General features: G+C 67.7%; 15 protein-coding genes. 2 read left to right on the plus strand and 13 right to left on the minus strand.

From position 1 onward, the window contains the following. Nucleotide 1: 1 nt before the first annotated feature. The 11 genes from GC106_RS06875 to GC106_RS06925 form a co-directional block, all read right to left on the minus strand. Entirely contained in the window at nt 2-358 is a 357-nt protein-coding gene (locus GC106_RS06875; protein WP_173125660.1) for a hypothetical protein, read from the minus strand. Beyond that, nucleotides 355-786 (minus strand): phage tail protein, encoded by a 432-nt coding sequence (locus GC106_RS06880; RefSeq protein WP_033380928.1) that lies wholly within the window; start codon nt 784-786, stop codon nt 355-357. Before GC106_RS06880 ends, GC106_RS06875 begins: the two co-directional genes overlap by 4 nt. Nucleotides 787-818: 32 nt before the next feature. After that, the gene (locus GC106_RS06885; RefSeq protein WP_173125662.1) at nt 819-2,408 is read right to left on the minus strand and encodes a phage tail sheath family protein; all 1,590 of its coding nucleotides are present in this window, start codon (nt 2,406-2,408) and stop codon (nt 819-821) included. Nucleotides 2,409-2,530: 122 nt separating this feature from the next. Beyond that, nucleotides 2,531-6,415 carry a hypothetical protein gene (locus GC106_RS06890; protein ID WP_173125664.1) on the minus strand — a complete coding sequence of 1,295 codons (3,885 nt, stop codon included), beginning with the start codon at nt 6,413-6,415 and terminating at the stop codon, nt 2,531-2,533. Between the two features lie 8 nt (nt 6,416-6,423). Further along, entirely contained in the window at nt 6,424-6,774 is a 351-nt protein-coding gene (locus GC106_RS06895) for a hypothetical protein (RefSeq protein WP_173125666.1), read from the minus strand. Nucleotides 6,775-7,143: 369 nt separating this feature from the next. Further along, entirely contained in the window at nt 7,144-7,683 is a 540-nt protein-coding gene (locus GC106_RS06900) for a DUF6228 family protein (RefSeq protein ID WP_217280174.1), read from the minus strand. A 101-nt stretch (nt 7,684-7,784) separates the two neighbouring features. Beyond that, complete coding sequence (locus GC106_RS06905; protein WP_173125668.1) at nt 7,785-8,480, minus strand: helix-turn-helix transcriptional regulator; 696 nt, start codon at nt 8,478-8,480, stop codon at nt 7,785-7,787. A 124-nt stretch (nt 8,481-8,604) separates the two neighbouring features. Continuing rightward, nucleotides 8,605-9,423 (minus strand): class I SAM-dependent methyltransferase, encoded by an 819-nt coding sequence (locus GC106_RS06910; RefSeq protein ID WP_312872494.1) that lies wholly within the window; start codon nt 9,421-9,423, stop codon nt 8,605-8,607. Nucleotides 9,424-9,570: 147 nt separating this feature from the next. After that, nucleotides 9,571-9,945 (minus strand): hypothetical protein, encoded by a 375-nt coding sequence (locus GC106_RS06915; RefSeq protein WP_173125670.1) that lies wholly within the window; start codon nt 9,943-9,945, stop codon nt 9,571-9,573. Next, nucleotides 9,945-10,151 carry a DUF397 domain-containing protein gene (locus GC106_RS06920; protein ID WP_173125672.1) on the minus strand — a complete coding sequence of 69 codons (207 nt, stop codon included), beginning with the start codon at nt 10,149-10,151 and terminating at the stop codon, nt 9,945-9,947. Before GC106_RS06920 ends, GC106_RS06915 begins: the two co-directional genes overlap by 1 nt. Nucleotides 10,152-10,252: 101 nt before the next feature. Beyond that, nucleotides 10,253-11,158 carry a Sco1979 family transcriptional regulator gene (locus GC106_RS06925; RefSeq protein WP_173125674.1) on the minus strand — a complete coding sequence of 302 codons (906 nt, stop codon included), beginning with the start codon at nt 11,156-11,158 and terminating at the stop codon, nt 10,253-10,255. 189 nt (nt 11,159-11,347) lie between these two features. Between GC106_RS06925 and GC106_RS06930 the strand changes: the two genes are divergently transcribed. Both GC106_RS06930 and GC106_RS06935 read left to right on the plus strand, forming a co-directional pair. Beyond that, nucleotides 11,348-12,166 (plus strand): SAM-dependent methyltransferase, encoded by an 819-nt coding sequence (locus tag GC106_RS06930; RefSeq protein WP_173125676.1) that lies wholly within the window; start codon nt 11,348-11,350, stop codon nt 12,164-12,166. A gap of 68 nt (nt 12,167-12,234) precedes the next feature. After that, nucleotides 12,235-13,365: a cytochrome P450 gene (locus GC106_RS06935; protein WP_173125678.1), complete on the plus strand. Its 1,131-nt coding sequence runs from the start codon at nt 12,235-12,237 to the stop codon at nt 13,363-13,365. Here GC106_RS06935 and GC106_RS06940 read toward each other — a convergent pair whose 3' ends face one another. Together GC106_RS06940 and GC106_RS49225 are read right to left on the minus strand one after the other, a co-directional pair. Beyond that, nucleotides 13,366-14,748: a nickel/cobalt transporter gene (locus tag GC106_RS06940; protein WP_173125680.1), complete on the minus strand. Its 1,383-nt coding sequence runs from the start codon at nt 14,746-14,748 to the stop codon at nt 13,366-13,368. After that, the gene (locus GC106_RS49225) at nt 14,745-16,067 is read right to left on the minus strand and encodes a tetratricopeptide repeat protein (protein WP_173125682.1); all 1,323 of its coding nucleotides are present in this window, start codon (nt 16,065-16,067) and stop codon (nt 14,745-14,747) included. The genes GC106_RS06940 and GC106_RS49225 overlap by 4 nt, the downstream gene beginning before the upstream one ends. Between the last annotated feature and the right edge of the window lie 17 nt (nt 16,068-16,084).

Here is a 16,084-nt window from a genome sequence, read left to right on the forward strand (position 1 = left end):
GTCAGCCCACTGCCGCCGCCTCCTCGGGGAAAGGGCTGCCCGGCTCCATGTTCTCCAGGATCGACGGATCCCCGAAGTTGATCACGCGGTAGAAGTCCTGGAGGTAGCGGTAGTCGCTGGCGAACAACCGCTCGATGGTCCTGGTGGTCACCCGGCCGGACGTGCCGAGCTCGGTGACCACCCTGGCCAGCACGATCACCGTCGCGTACGCCTCGTTGTCCTTGACGCGGTTGTCACGCAGAGGCTCGATCTCGTCGCGGGCCGTCGCCAGGCGCATCACGCCTTCGCGATGGATGACGCCCTCGTCGTCCACGTAGCCCTTGGGCAACGTGAAGGGGTACTCGGTGTTCAAACTCATACCCGCTCAAGACCTTCGTGCGTGATGGTGACCTTCTCGGTGCTCACCGAGTTGGCGTCGGCGGACAGCTCCGAGCCCTCCCACTTGGAGATCCACGCGTTGGTGAAGTTCCACCGCGCGACCTCCTCCATCTTGGAGTTCTTGGCCACGATGGAGCCGTTGCGGCGAGCCTTGGTGATGTCGCCGTTGATGATCTCCTTGCGCCACTCCCAGAGGCCGGTGTCGTTGTCGACCCGGCGTTCGAGGGTGATGTCCGACCACTTGAGGGCACCGATGGTCTTGATGATCATCATCCGGCCCTCCTTGTTGAGCTCCTTGTGCTCGATGACCTCGGACTCGTTGACGACGCCGCTGCACTTCATGAACGTGCCGAGTTCGATGCCGTCCGCCTCGATCACGAAGATGTTCGTGGCTGTCACGTCTGACATAGCGTCTGCTCCCTATTCCCTCGTCGCCCTGCTCAGTCCGAAGTCTCCGCGCCGCCCTGCCACTGGCTGAGGCGGAAGATCACGAACTCGGCCGGCTTGACCGGCGCGAGCCCGACGTCGACGATCAGCTTTCCTTCGTCCACAGAGGACGCCGGGTTGTTGCTCTCGTCGCACAGGACGTAGAAGGCCTGCTCAGGCGTGCTGCCGACAAGAGCGCCCTGCATCCACAGGTTGCGCAGGAACGCGTTGATGGTGCGCTTCACCCTGGCCCACAGGTCGGCGTCGTTCGGCTCGAACACGACCCACTGGGTGCCCTGGCGGATGGTCTCCTCGATGAAGTTGAACAGCCGCCGGACGTTGATGTAGCGCCAGCTCTGGTCGGTCGCCGCGAGCGTGCGGGCGCCCCAGACACGGATGCCGTTGGCACCGAAGGACCGGATGCAGTTGACCTGCTGCGGATTGAGCAGGTCCTGCTCGCCGGTGGTCACGTCGGACTCGAGCCGCGCGATGCCGCGGACGACCTCGTTCGCGGGCGCCTTCCACACGCCGCGGCCTGCGTCGGTCCGCGCCCACACACCGGCGACGTGGCCGGACGGCGGCACAGTCAGGAACTTCTCGCCATTGGTCGCACCGGGACGCGCCAACGGGTTCTGCACGACGAGATGCGGGTAGTACGCGGCACCGAAGGCACTGTCCTTGCCGAGCGCGGCACGCCACTCCAGCGCCTGCTGGGCGTTGAGCCCGGGCGGGGAGTCGAGGATCGCCATCTTGGTGTGGCTGCGCTCGCACCAGTCGACCAGTTTGCCCTGCGCGGCAAGGTATCTCTCGGTGTCGAAGGTGCCGTCCTCGCGGGTGGCCACGGTGATCAGGTCCGGGATCGCCACCATGGTGACGTCCTCGGCGATGGCGAGTCCCTCGTAGCCGGTACGGGTGACCTCGGAGCCCTCGAACTCGGTCGCGGAGACGGAGTTCGTCGCCGGTGCGGTGGCCTGGATGGCGTACCGGCCCGGCGCGGGCGCACGCTCGGCGACCGACAGGCCCTGGGCGCTCTTGACCTCGACGCGGATCAGCTTGGAGCGCTCGTTGATCGTCTTCTCGACGCTCTTCGGGCCGCGTCCGAGGTGGACGTTCGGGAACTCCTCGCGGACCTGGCCGTTGTCCATGACCTTGAGCGTGAACTCCTGGCTGGCCTCCCCCTCGGCGGCCGGAACAGGTTCCACGACGACGTCATACGTGGCGGACGGGTCGATGGCCTCGACATTGAGCGTCTCGATCTCCTGGCGGCCGGACGCGGGCAGCGCGCGCTGCGCCTTGCCCTGCCCGTTGCCGCTCGGAATCCGCACGATGTAGGCGATGCCGCCGCCGTTCTCGAAGAAACCCTTGACCGAGTGCGGCAACAGGATGCCCGGCGCGAAGCCGCCGTAGATGCGTTCGTACTGCGGCCAGCTGGTGACCAGCTGCGGCTTGACGCCGTCCGGGTCGGTCGGGTCGCCCGCGTCGGCGTTGTAGGTCGCGGTGAAACCCACGAACGCCGCGACGGCCGTGCCCACACCTTGCAGCGGCATCGAACCGCTGGGTCGCTCCTCGATGTAGACGCCTGGGGCGCCGTAAGTCGCCGCCATGAAGTGCTCCTTCTGCCTCGGCTTGGCTCGGCCTTTAGGTTCTCGCGCGCGCTACAGATCAACACCGCCCTTTCGGGCGACTATCGGTGCGGACCTGCGGGTTGCACGGGCGAACGCCGGACTCAACCGGCTCGGAGCACGGTGTCCAGTTCGGTCAGGATCACCGAAGTCGCTTCCGGTACCGTCCGGATCAGCGGGCGCACGGAAAGGTGCCACTCACCAAGCCTGAGCGCCTCGGCCACGGTTCTCGTCGTGCGCTCGGCAAGATCGCCGGGTAGGTCGCCCATCGTGTCGGCGATCGCCACCAACGCCTTCGCCCGTCCGGCGGGGTCGGCGATCGAACGGGCCACGTCCTCGGCACGGTCGATCATGGCGACGGCCCAGTCGTCGCAGCCTGTCGCGATGGCCGCGTTGGCGACCGCCACCAACGCATCGGCCTGCCTGGCGCTGTCACCGAGGGAACCGGCGAGTTCCGCGGCGCGTTCCAGTTGACCGGCTGCCACGGCGTATTCGGCAACGGCCAGCACCGCATCGGCTTGTCGTTCTTCGGCATCGCTGATGGACCGGGCGACCAGCACGGCGTGGTCGAAGTGGCCCGCCTGCGCGGCGGCCCTGGCGACGGCTGTCAGCGCACCCCCGTGCGAAGCCTCCGGTCCGCCGAAATCGATGATCCTTTCGGCTCGATCCCATTCGCCCGTCACCGCGACAGCCCGGGCGACCTCATCCAGCGCCAGAAGGCGCGTGAACGCCTCCGTCGTCGAGCGAGCCGCTTTCTCGGCACGGTCGAAGAGGGCGAGCACCCGGTCCCGGCAACCGGCCTGGGCGGCTGCTTCCGCGACCGCCACCAGCGCGTACACCTGACTGAGAACATCAGGGACAGAGCGAGCCGTCACTTCGGCTCGGTCGATGACGGCGGCGGCACGATCCATGTCACGTGCTTCGATGGCCATCTTGGCGACCGCGGCGAGCGCATTCGCCTTTCGATCAGAGTCTGGTATCGACTCGCTGGCTTTCCCGGCGTGGCCGGTGAGGGCGATGGCCCGCCGCACCTCGCCCGCTTCAACGGCTGCTCTGGCGACCGCCACCAGTGCCCACGCCTGGGTGTTGACGTCGGTGACGCGCCGGACGACACGCTCGGCATCGTCGATGTGGCCGAACTGTGCGGCCGCCGCGCCGACCTCCATCAGCGCATGGTCCTGCCGGCGCTGGTCCGCGATGGAACGGGCGATGCGCTCCGCACGGTCGATATGACCGATTCTCGCCGCGACCTTGGCCACTGCCGTCAATGCTTGCTGTCGCGTGTACTCGTCTGTGATGGAGTGAGCAACCGTTGCCGCGCGGTCGACGATGGAGGCGGCGCGATCCGCGTCGCCTGCTTCGATGGCAGCGTCGGCAACCGCTACGAGCGCACGCACCCTTCGCTCGAAGTCTACTGTGGATCGAGCTGTTTTCTCGCTGTCCTCGATGAAGGTCACGGCACGGTCCACGTCACCCGCTGCGATCGCCGCCTCGGCGATCGTCACCAGCGCTGCCGCCTGCGCGGAGGCGTCGGTGATGGAGCGAGCGACCTGTTCGGCGTGGTCGAACTGGCCAGCTTTGGCAGCGGCTCTGAAAACGTAGGACAGTGCTGCCTGTCGCATGGACACGTCCTGGATGGAACGCGCGAGCGTCTCGGCGCGCTCACTCTCGCCCGCCGAGGCCAACTCACCGGCGATCAGAGCGAGCACATTCTGGCGCTCATGGTAGGTCGTGATGGTGTGAGCCAGTCGTTCGGCGCGGTCGACCTGTCCGGCCTTGGCGAGGGCGGCGCAGAGCATCACCAGCGCCCATGCCCGCTCGTCCGGGTCGGTGATGGAGTGGGTCAGCTTCTCGGCGTGATCGTAGTGCCCGGTTGCCGCGGCCACTTCGGCGATCGTCCGCACCGCGGATGACCGGTACTCGCCGGGAACAGAATGGGCCAGCTTCTCAGCGCGATCGAAGTGACCGGCCTTTGCCGCGACAACGACGATCGCCGCCCATGCACTCTCCGGCTCCTGCCAAGGACGGAGCAGGTTCGCGGCGTGCTCGGCATCCTCGATGGCTCTGTCCGCTCTGTCCATCCGGCCGGCGCTGATGGCCGCCCCAGCGATCTCCACCAGTGCCGATATCCGCTGCCGGTGGTCGGTGCAGGAACCAGCCACCTGCTCGGCCCGGTCGATGAGGCTGCTTGCCCGGTCCGGGTGACCAGCGCCGGCGGCCACCACGGCGATCCCTGCCAACGCGGACACCCGGTGGAATCCGTCGAGGATCGAACGGGCTGTTGTCTCGGCACGGTCGAACTGACCGGTTTCCGCGATGGCGCGGGCCACCTTCGCCAGGGCAGGCCCTCTCCGGTCAAGGTCGCTGACGGCACGAGCCAGTTGCTCCGCACGGTCGAACTGACCTGCCGCGACAGCGGCTTCGGCGACCATCACCATCGCGGTGGCCCGCTTGCTTCGGTCGGCGATGGAATGTGCTGTCTCCTCGGCACGGCCGACGATCGTGACTGTTTGCCCGGCGTCGTCCACTGCTTCGGCGATCCGTGCCAGCGCCTGGACGCGGTTCACCGGATCGGTGATCGACTCGGCGATCGATCTCGCCCGGTTGATCCGGCCCGCCCGCACCCACACCGCGGGCAGTTCGACGGGGATATGACGATTGCGGTCGGCGAGATGATCACGATGGACGGCCAGCCGCACCATCGCGGTCAGGTCAGGCCGCTTCTGGGCCGCGATCACCGCCTGCGCGGCGGTGATCTCCGCCAACGCGGCGCCATCGCCGCCGGACAGGTCAAGCAACCGGTCCTGCCGGGCCGGGTCCGTGGCGCAAGCGACCATTCGCTGTACCTCACCGGTCGCCATGAGCATCCGGAAGTACCCTCGCAGCAGGTATTCCGGAGTGCCGGGCGGCCATTGCCGCTGCTGGTGGCGCTGGAACCAGTCGTGCAGCCGCTCGCGGTACCCGGCCAACCGGCTCGGGCCGAGCATGTCCAGTGCGGCCAGTTGGAGTTCCTCGTGGCCGAGGAGGTAGACCTCCGGTCCGTCGGGCCGGAAGTGACTGCCGCGGGTCGAGAAGCTGCGTCCGGCCACGGTTCGCAGGTGGTCGTTGACCTGCCAGCGGGACAACCCGGTCAGTTCGGCCAGGTCCCCGGCCGACAACCCGCCGCCCGCCGCGGCCACCAGACCGAGCAGGTCCTGCTCGTCAGCGCTCCCGCCGACCAGCCGCCGGAGCTCGCGCTCCATCTGCGCCCGGACCAGCTGCGCTCCGGCGAAGGGCGTCAACGTTCGCACGTTTTCCCCGCGCAGCAAGGGATGGTGGGCGGGTACGTCCGCCGGGACGGGCGGGTTCGGGCGGCCTGCGACGATCACCCGCATCCCGGCTGGGGGCGCCACAGGCAGGAGCGCGGCGATGCTGTGTGAGTCTGGGCCGTCGTGGACACCGCGATCTTCGTCCAGTCCGTCCACCAGCAGCACGAACTGCTCACCGCGGTCCCGGCAAGCCTCGGCGGCTTCGGACAGCAGGCCCAGCAGGTGCGCTTCGCGGGTCGTTTCGGTGAGGAACGGCGGCAGTTGCCGACCCAGCAGCGCGAGTAACTGCTCCAGGAGGTTGTCGATGAAGGCGACGCGGTCGTTCTGGCTGGCCAGTCGCGCGGTGATGAAGAACGAGACCACTCGCACCCCGGCGGGCGGGTGCAACACGAACCAGGACAACAACGCCGACTTGCCCGACCACGCTCCGGCTCGCCACCACTGGTACTGCCCAGCGGTCGAGGGCGATATGCAGAACTCCGCCAGCTCGGCGAGTTCGACGTCGCGGTCGAGCAGTTCAGCCGGCGCGATCCGCTGCACCTGCTGGCGATACCGCGTGGTGACGGGTGTTCCGGTGTGCAGGTTGACATCACCGAGGACGACACCCGAGACGGCGACTCCGGCCGGCGCGCTCGCCGCGCCGCTGCCGGCGTTCGTGAGCCTCCGGATCCGTTCCTTCATTCCCGTGCTCAGTCCAGTTGAGCGCCCGACACGGCGTCTCCCCCGCCCGACGCCTTCGCGTCACCCGTTCGCGTGACGCGCACGTGGCCCGCGTTGCCGACGACTCCCGTGATGGCCCGGCCGCCGGAATCCGCGGTCGCGTCACCGGTGTTCGAGACCTTCACGGACTTCCGAGCTGGTGGCGTCCGCAGGGCCGCCCAGACCGCGACGCCGACCGCCGCGACCGCTCCCAGCGCCGAGGCGGCCGTCGCGATCTTGTTCGCGTCCTCCCACCGGACCACCGCGAACCACACCCCGAGCCCGGCGACCAGCAAGCAACTGACGATCAGGACGATCCGCCCGGCGTTCACGCCGAACATTGTCGCACCCACCCGGCTTTCGGCGGACGCACGTGGGGTATCGACGCAGATTATGCCCCAGGGCCGGCCGCCCATGGTGGATCTACGGCCAGATTCCGGGCCGGCGCTGGGTGCGGCAGACAGTCCGCGAATGCCGAGTGACCCCAGGCCCGCGCACTCTCCCAACATCGTCCACTGGCCTTCGCGGCGACGTTTTCCTTAGGGGCGTTGGCGAATTGACCGGTGGCTGGATGAACCTGCCGACATCGCCACGTGGCCGACTTACCTGCGACACGTGTACCGCTCCACATCAGACAATCAGCTGCCACTTCGCAGGAAGGGCCTTCCGGTGGTGTCTGGGGTGCCGCCGCTGTGGACACGCGCCGGGATTCAGGCGGGCGGCCGGTGGAGGAAGTCGCGGATGTCCGCGGCGAGCGCCTTCATCTGCTCGCCTGCTTCCTGCCAGGTCTCGATCGAGACTTCCCATGCGTCCGCGAGCGTGGCGCCCCGCAACGTCCATTTGAGACAGACATGGCCGCGGGAACGGAACACCGCACTGAGTTCGACGCGGTTCGCCTGCCAGACGCGTGCACCTTCCCAGCCACGGAAATCAGCCGCCAGACCTTCGACGAAGTGCGTGAGGTCGTCGTACCACTCCGCGACGACCGTGTCGGTTCGGGCGCACAGGCCTTCTGCCTGAACCTCGACACGGAACGCGAGGCGGTACTCGTCCAGCGGATGGCAGTCGGTGAGCCGCACGAAGACACCGGGATCTTCCTGGCATCGCACGACAACCTCAGTACCGTCTTCCCTCACCCTCCGCATGCTAGATCGAGCGACCACTCCTGCCATCCCATTTCCGTGCCTGGCCGAACCGATGGCGTTGGCAAGCGACAGTTCGACGTGGGCGCTGTCGCGCAAGGTCAGCACACCAGGCCCCACCAGGCACACCTGCTCACCGCCAGCCGGTTCACGTACGGCGCGGGGTGCTCGATGGACGGACGACGTTGGCCGTCCATCGAGGCCGTGGGTCAGCCCGCGGCGCGCAGGGTGGGGGCGTCGGCCCCCGGTGGGTTGAGGTCGACGCTGCGGTCGACCACGGATTCCTCCCCGACTTCGGCGTTGTGGACACGGTCGAGCAGGAACCCGCGAGGTGCGTCGCGCAGCCGGCACCAGGCGAGCAGGTACCAGCCGCGTGGACCGTGTAAGAGGCCCATGGGTTCGACGGTGCGGTCGGTCATCTTGTCGTTGCCGTCGCGGTAGCGGATGTGCAGGACGCGGCCCGCTTCGAGGGCGCGCTGGATCGGCCGCGGCACCGTCGAACGTGGCCCGGGCGGTGCGCTGACCGGGCGGACCCGGTCGACGAGCTGTTCGGCGCGGGCCAGATCCTGTTCCGGCATCATGGATTTCAGCTTCGCCAGTGCCGAGCGTGCCGCCGCCTCGAAGGGAGCACCACGTAACTCCCGCAGGGCGACGGAGACGGCCATGGCCTCCTCGGTCGTCATGGTCAACATGGGCAAGGTGCGGTCCTTGTCCAGTACGTAGCCCCCACGTCGTCCCCGGTCTCCGTACACCGGGAGGCCTGACTCCTGCAGCGCAGCCAGGTCACGCTCGATCGTGCGGATCGAGACGTTGAGACGATCTGCCAGCCACCGTGCCGCGCGCGGTTCGGGCGCGGCCGCGCGAAGCTCCTCCACCAGGGCGAACTGTCGATCGGTTCTGTTCATACCGAGCAAGCTACCGAAGGGGTCCGACATTTTTGAGGTCGTCGCACGGCTGTTCGTCACCCGTTCGGCGTACTGGAGCGACAAAAACCCTGGTCACAGCTTCGAACATTTGTTCGAATTTTTTCTAGAAGCGGTAGCGCAGGATCCGTCCGGCGTCCCGCAGGCCCGGGATCTTCGAGATGACCTTCAGGCCCAGTCGGCCGCCGAGCGGCAGCTTCTCCAGGCCGGGCATGTCGACGCTGCGCAGCGCGTCCAGGCACTTCAGCCCCGGATGCCAGCCCTCCACCTCACGCGGGTCGTCGAGTCCCCAGTGCAGGGTCGCCCCCGCGTTGCGGACGGCGGGCACGAGCTTCTGCAGCTTGATCCCCGTCGACCCGTAGCAGTCGAACAGCAGCTGCCCCGTGGGGAAGCGACCAGTGATCCGTTCGATCAGGCGCTTGCCGTCCTCTTTATGGAGGTACATCGACAGGCCTTCGAACACGGCGACAGTGGGCCGGTCGGCAGGGACCTCGTCGAGCCACGAGCCGGACGTGACCGACGCGCCGACCAAGCGGTAGTCGCCGCCCGGCGGGATGATCAGCCGCGAGCGCAACGCCACCACGTCGGGAAGATCCAGGTCCACCCAGCGCACGGTGCCGGGCGGCGCGATCCGTTGTGCGCGCGTGTCCAGGCCGCACGCGAGGTGCAGGACGGTCGCGGAGGGATAGGCCGCGATGAACTCCCGCGTCCAGTCGTCGAGGACCTTGGCACGGATGGCCACGCCGACCGCGCTGGTGCCTTTCATCCTGGTCTTGCGGAAGTCGTAGTCGATCCGCGACACCGCACGGGCCGCCTCGACGTCGTTCAGCACGGAGTTCGGCCTGCGACTGTCCAGCGCCCGTCCGTAGAGCGTGGCGAGCATGGTCTCCGGCGCACCGGTCAGCGTGATCTTCTCCCGCTCCACGGCTCCATCGTGGCACCGGTTCCCCCGACGAAACCGGTGCCACCCCCGTCACTACGGATTTTTAACGCCATTCGCGCGTGCCGGGGGCAGGAAGAGGAGGGGCGTGCGGACGCGGGGGCAGCAGACGCACGCCCGGGACCTGGGGACTCACCCGGAGTTGGCGGGGACCCACTTGGCACGGTTGCGGCCGGTGTGGATCCAGTGGCCGTTGGCCGACGGCATCTCGATCATCTCCGCGGTGACATCGGGCAGGTTGAGCATGTCGTCCAGCACGCGCGGCGCCGGGCCCGCCGAACGCCAGCTGTGTCGCTGGGGGGCCAGCACGTCCGCGGTGTCGCCTGCCAGGCGCAGCGCCACCGCGTCGTCCTCGGTGCGCAGCTGGACGACGTCGATCACGTTGTGGTGCGGGCGGACACCGACGATCGCGGTGATGTGACCGGATTCGTCGCGGGGATGGACGAATTTGAATCCGCGCGCGATCAGTTCTCTCAGTCGTTCTTCGGTGACTTCGGCGGCGTTCATCACACGCTCCGCTGTTTTATCCGGGCGACCAGTGAGGTGAGCACGCTCGGCGGACAGATCAACACCGCGCCTTGGGGACTACGGGAGTTACGCACCGCCACTGTGCCGTCCTCCAGCCAGGCGAGTTCCACGCAGTTGCCGTTCTTTCCACTGCGACTGCTCTTTCGCCACGACAGATCAGCGGCCAAGGACGCGGTTGTCAGCATCGCCGATCCTCCTGTCGACCTTGACGCAAATGCAATTGCATCCGAGATTGCGGTCAACCGTAGCACGCGCGACTCCGAGAGCTAGGGCTAACAGGGTGACGTCAGAGCGCCGCGCGGGCCTTCATCAATAACTGCCGGGTCTCCCGAGGTGTGTACGCGTCCACGGTCACCTGATCGAAAACCCGGCTGTATCGCTCGAAGTCGTCGCGCTTGTCGAGGTAGAACGCACCGGTGAGGTGTTCGATGTAGACGATGTCGGGCAGTTCCGGTTCGGCGAACCGCAGCATCGTGAACGCGCCCTCGGCGGCGTATCCGCTCAGTGACAACGGCATCACCTGCAGTGTCACGTGCGGCAGCGTGGTCAGTTCCAGCAGGTGGTCGACCTGGTCGAGCAGGACGTCCCGGCCGCCGAGTGGACGGTGCAGCACGGACTCGTCGATCACCGCCCACAGCTTCGGCGGCGACGGCCGGTGCAGCACTTTCTGCCTGCGCATCCGCAGGGTCACCCGCCACTCGGCGTCCTCTGTGGCCAGTTCCGGGTGGCCGCTCGTGGCGATCGCGCGGGCGTACTGTTCGGTCTGCATCAGACCCGGCACGAACTGCACCTCACACGTCAGGATGCGCGACGCGGCCTCCTCCAGGCCGACGAAGTCCTGGAACCACTCGGGCATCAGATCGGCGAAGCGGTACCACCAGCCCGGCTCGTTCGACTGCCGCACCATCGACAGAAACTGCTCACGGTCACTCGAATCGGTGACACCGTAAAGTGTGAGTAGGTCGGCTACATCTCGTTCCTTGAGCCCGACCCGGCCGAGTTCCAGTCTGCTGATCTTCGAAGTCGATCCCCGGATGGCCTGACTGGCCTGGACCGGTGAGATTTCGGCGGCCTCGCGCAACCTGCGCAACTGGATCCCGAGAATGATCCGCAATGCGGTGGGCCCGGCCGGACGAGCGGCGCCGCCGTCGGAACTCGCGCGATCACCACCGGGACGGCCTTCTGCGGGCAATCCAACGCTCCCCTCACCCGATGCAGTTTTCGAAATCGACTCATGGTAATCGTCACCAGATCAAAAAAGACGCCTGCGTCACCTGATCGGACCAGAACGACACGATAGCCAGCCGGACATGCCGATGACAAAGTGGGGTGCCGAGACGCGCAACCCCCGACTTCGTCTCTTTCCGGCTGAGAGGATCGAATGTCTCAGAAGGTAGTGCCCACACATATCGACACGACAAAGGCGAGCATCGCCCGGGTCTACGACGCCTTTCTGAACGGGAAGGACAACTACGAGGTCGACCGCGAGGTCCTGCGCCGGGTACAGAGCGTGGCGCCCGAGGCCACCCAACTGGCGATCGACAACCGCGCCTTCCTGATCCGCGTCACCCGCTTCATCGCGATGGAGACCGGCGTGACGCAGTACCTCGACCTCGGCTCCGGCCTGCCCACCGCGGAGAACACCCATCAAGTGGCGCAACGCATCCAGCCGGACTCGCGGGTCGTCTACGTGGACAACGACCCGGTGGTCCTCGCCCACGGCCGCGCCCTGCTCGAGGAGAACGAGCAGACCTTCCTGGCCGGCGCCGACATCTTCGACCCGCGCGAGGTGCTCAACGACCCGATCGTCCAGCAGCAGTTGGACTTCTCCGAACCGATCGCACTGTTCCAGCTGGGCACGATCCACCACTACGACGGCGAACGCCCACCACAGTCGATCATGCGGGAGTACATCGACGCCCTTCCTTCCGGCTCGTACGTGGGCATCAGTCACTTCCTCGACCCGCAGACCGAGGAACACAGCGAGCTGGCCAGGCGGATGGAGGACATGTTCCTGCACAGTCCGATGGGCACCGGCCTGTTCCGCACCCGCGACGAGATCATGGGCATGTTCCCCGGTCTCGAACTGGTCGACCCCGGCCTGGTGCTGTGCACCGACTGGTGGCCGGACGGCCCGAGGATCAAGCCGCCCACCCAGGTCTCGTACTGCATCTGCGGCGCTGTCGGCCGCAAGCCGTAAAACGCACTAGTGCACTAGGCGGGAAACGTAGGACACTTCAGGCAAAGGATTTCGCGTACGATGTACGCATGACTGATGCGCTTCCGATCGCGAGGACCTGTCCGTTCAGCCCGCCCGCCGAGTTGCGGGACCGCCCGGCGGTCAGCAGGTTGCGGTTCGCCGACGGCACACTCGGCTGGATGGTGACCACACACGCGGAAAGCAGGCAACTGCTGGCCGATCCGCGGTTCAGCGCCCGCGGGGAGCTCGTGCGGTCACCGATCCGGCCGACCACGCAACCCGCCGCGCCCGGTGCGTTCGCCTTCACCGACCCGCCGGAGCACACGCGCTACCGCAAGCTGCTGACCGGCCAGTTCACCGTCCGGCGGATGCGGCTGCTGGAACCGAGGATCGAGCAGATCGCGAAGGAGCTGCTCGACGCCATGACGCCACCGGCCGATCTGGTGCACGCGTTCGCGCTTCCGCTGGCGTCCCGGGTGATCTGCGAGCTGCTCGGTGTGCCGTACTCGCACCACGAGTTCTTCGAACGGCATTCGCACGACATGGTCGACCCCACGACCACCCCGGAGGTCCGGGCCGCAGCCGGTGACTCGCTGTTCGGATACCTGTACGACCTGGTGCAGAGCAGGCGTTTCGCCGAGGGCGACAACCTGATCCGTGGTCTCACCGAAACCGGCCTCGAAGAGGTCGAGATCACCGGGATCGCGATCATGCTGTTGTTCGCCGGGCACGAGACGACCGCGAACATGCTGGCGCTGGGCACGTTCGCGCTGCTGCGGCACCCCGAGCAGTTGGCGAAGTTCCTCGGCGACGTCGAGAACGGCGTCGAGGAACTGTTGCGGTACCTCAGCGTCGTCCAGTTCGAGGTCAACCGGACCGCGCTGGAGGACGTCGAACTCGGCGGCGAGGTGATCAAGCAGGGCGAGACCGTGCTGGTGTCGCTGCCCGCGGCCAACCGGGACAGGTTCGACCGGCCGGACGAGCTGGACGTCACCCGGCCGACCGCGGGACACCTGGCGTTCGGCCACGGCGTGCACCAGTGCCTCGGCCAGCAGCTGGCCCGGATCGAGATGCGCATCGGCTTCTCGCAGCTGTTCGCCCGGTTCCCGGGGCTGGACCTCGCCGTGGCACCGGACGAGGTCCCGCTGAACGTCGAACGCGGGATCTACGGCGTGGCAAGCCTTCCCGTCACGTGGTGATCAGCCGAGCACCGCTCGGACGGTCAGTCCCATCCCCACCACCAGCACCATCCCGGCGGTGATCGCGGGGGCGGCCGCGATCACCCGTCGCATCCCGAACCGCTCGGACCAGCCTTCGAGCCGGCCGGAGAACCTGACGAGCAGCAACCCGGCAGCGGTCAGCATCGCGGCCATCCCCAGCCCGTAGGCCAGCACCAGCAGAACGCCGAACCACGTGCGTCCCAAGGCGACCGCACCGAGCAGGACAATGAGGGCGGACGGGCTGGGCACCAGGCCACCGGCCACCCCCATCCCGATCAGACTGCCTTTGCCGAAACGCGGGCCGTGACCGTGCCCATGTCCATGACCGTGCCCGTGGCTGTGCCCATGTCCGTGACCGTGCCCGGCGAGGGCAGGCTCACGGTTCCGCGCGGCTGAACGCAGCAACACCACACCGATCCCGGCGATCAGCAGCCCACTGGCGATCCCCAGCCAGCGCAACACGCTCTCCCCCGCCAGCGCACTGGAAAGACTCAACAACAGCCCCAGCACCAGAACACCGGCAGTGTGCGTCAACGTCACTGTCGCCCCAACGACAACAGCGTCCCGGGCGGTCCCCCGCCGCCCGACCAGGTACGCGGCGATCACCGTCTTGCCGTGCCCAGGCAGGGCGGCATGCGACGCTCCAAGCACGAGCGACAGAAGCACAGCGAGCAGGCCGATCAACGGAGTCAGCTCCTGCCTGCCGACGAAGTCCGCCAGCGCAAGCGAAGCGCGGTCGAGCACCCCGACATCACCGCCGGTCGGAGCTGGTGCCGTGACCGGCGTCCCCTCCCCTGGCCGCGCCTTGAGGCTGACCGTCCGCACGTCCAACGGCCTGGCCAGCAGATCCTCGGGATACTGCCGCAACTCGTCGCTGACGCTCCGCGCCGGCACGGGCGAATCCAGTGCGATCCCCGAGCCGGCCGCGGTGATCTCCCGCCAGCCGAGCCGGTCGGGCCGGAACGAGTCGCTGAACGACACCGTGACCGGGCCGCGGATCCGCGCGGGCGCGGACAGCTCGCACGTCAGCCGGGTCGTGGCCAGATCCGCCTGTCCCTTCGGATACTCCACGTGCGACGAGCGGACCGACCAAACCAGCTCCTCCGAGTCCACAGTAGACCGAACGGACGCCGCGAGCGCTCCGCACTCGCGGGCGGCGTCCATCGACTTCTCCTGCAACGTCGGGATCTCCGCGAGGTCCACGACGGACTTCAGGTCGACCCGGTCGGGATGCAGGTGCAGCCCGTTGTAGTGGTTGACGCTGAAGTTGCCGAGCGGATGCGCGTCCGCGTGTCCCGTTGCCAGCAGGAAGGCAGGCACAGCGGCAACGACGACCAGACCGGCCCTGACCAACGCCTTCATCGGCCGCTCCGCAGTTCGGCCAGCTTCCTGACCGCGATCGGCGCGTGCCGCACGGAGAAGTGCGGATTGGTCCGCACCGCCCGCGCCAGGTACTTCTCGGCGTCGGTGAGCTGCCCCAGCGCCAAGTGGATCATTCCACGGTGGTAGGCGAACATCGCGTTGTCCCACCCGGATGCCATCGCTTTCTCCATGTACGGCAACGCCTCGGCGTGCCTGCCGTTGACGTGCAACGCCCACGCCAGCGCGTCGGCGACCAGGACGTTCCGCCGACGCCCCCATTCGGCCTCGGCCCGGCGCAGCGCCTCGGCCTTGTCGCCGTGGTCGGCCAGCATCAGCGCCGCGGCGAGGTCGTCGGTGGCGCCCTGCGCCTCCATCAGCTTGTGTTGCCGGGCGAGGATTTCGAACTGCGCCGCGGCCTCGTCTGCCCGTCCCGCGGCGTCGAGCAACTCGCCGTATTCCATGATGTACTGCGGCAACGGTGCCCGCGTGACGAGTTTCCGGTACCCGTCCAACGCCTTGTCCACGTCACCTCGCGCGGCGGCCACCTTGGCCTGGCCCTGCAGCAAGGTCTGGTCCTGCACCACGGCAAGCCCTTGTGAGTACTGCTTTTCCGCCTCGTCCAGATCGCCGGAGCCGAACGCGAGCTCCCCCAGGTGGTACCGGCAGAACGCGATCTCGTCGGGCGCTCCGGCCGCCGCGAGCGCCCGGTCCAGTGCCATCCGGGCGTCGTCCGGACGGCCGTGTGTCTCGAAGAAGTAGGAAGCACGCGTGAACGAGGCCACGTTCGGCTTCAGGTCGAGCATGTTCTGCACGGCATCCATGGCTCCGACCTCGTCGCCCAGTTGCGTGTACGCGTCGGCCAGCACGCCGTACACCTCAGCGGAGCGTGGCTGGACGGCCAGCGCCTTCAATCCCCAGTCCTTCGCGGCGGCGAAGTCGTGCCGCGCGTTGGCCAGCGCGCCCATACCGAGCATCGCGGGCCCGTTGCCGGCGGGCCGCAGGGCCAGCGACTTGTCCAACGCGCCCTGTGCTTTGGCGTAGTACGAAGCGTCGGCCGTGATCCTGGCCAGTTCCACATAGGACGTTCCGAGCTGTGCCCAGCCCAGCGCGTCGTCGGGCAACCGGTGCAGCCTGCCCTGCAACGACGTCACCGTCTGCTGAATCCGGCTCTGCTGCGTCGGATTCGGTGACGCGGCAGCAGTGACCGGCTCGGAGTAGCCGGTGAACACCGACAGCACAACGGCCAGCCCGACGACCAGTGCCGCCAACGGCCACCAGCGCAGGACTTCTGGCTGTTCGGGTTCGAGAAATGACTGCACGCCAATGCCTCCCGGAT

The sequence above is a fragment of the Kibdelosporangium persicum genome, assembly GCF_013280595.1.
Classification (GTDB): Bacteria; Actinomycetota; Actinomycetes; order Mycobacteriales; family Pseudonocardiaceae; genus Kibdelosporangium; species Kibdelosporangium persicum.

Bases quoted from the DNA above. Each gene is read 5' to 3' on its own strand.
- GC106_RS06875 (WP_173125660.1), bottom strand. From the start codon at position 358: ATGAGTTTGAACACCGAGTACCCCTTCACGTTGCCCAAGGGCTACGTG.
- GC106_RS06880 (WP_033380928.1), bottom strand. From the start codon at position 786: ATGTCAGACGTGACAGCCACGAACATCTTCGTGATCGAGGCGGACGGC.
- GC106_RS06885 (WP_173125662.1), bottom strand. From the start codon at position 2,408: ATGGCGGCGACTTACGGCGCCCCAGGCGTCTACATCGAGGAGCGACCC.
- GC106_RS06890 (WP_173125664.1), bottom strand. From the start codon at position 6,415: ATGAAGGAACGGATCCGGAGGCTCACGAACGCCGGCAGCGGCGCGGCG.
- GC106_RS06895 (WP_173125666.1), bottom strand. From the start codon at position 6,774: ATGTTCGGCGTGAACGCCGGGCGGATCGTCCTGATCGTCAGTTGCTTG.
- GC106_RS06905 (WP_173125668.1), bottom strand. From the start codon at position 8,480: ATGAACAGAACCGATCGACAGTTCGCCCTGGTGGAGGAGCTTCGCGCG.
- GC106_RS06915 (WP_173125670.1), bottom strand. From the start codon at position 9,945: ATGAACGCCGCCGAAGTCACCGAAGAACGACTGAGAGAACTGATCGCG.
- GC106_RS06920 (WP_173125672.1), bottom strand. From the start codon at position 10,151: ATGCTGACAACCGCGTCCTTGGCCGCTGATCTGTCGTGGCGAAAGAGC.
- GC106_RS06930 (WP_173125676.1), top strand. From the start codon at position 11,348: ATGTCTCAGAAGGTAGTGCCCACACATATCGACACGACAAAGGCGAGC.
- GC106_RS06935 (WP_173125678.1), top strand. From the start codon at position 12,235: ATGACTGATGCGCTTCCGATCGCGAGGACCTGTCCGTTCAGCCCGCCC.
- GC106_RS06940 (WP_173125680.1), bottom strand. From the start codon at position 14,748: ATGAAGGCGTTGGTCAGGGCCGGTCTGGTCGTCGTTGCCGCTGTGCCT.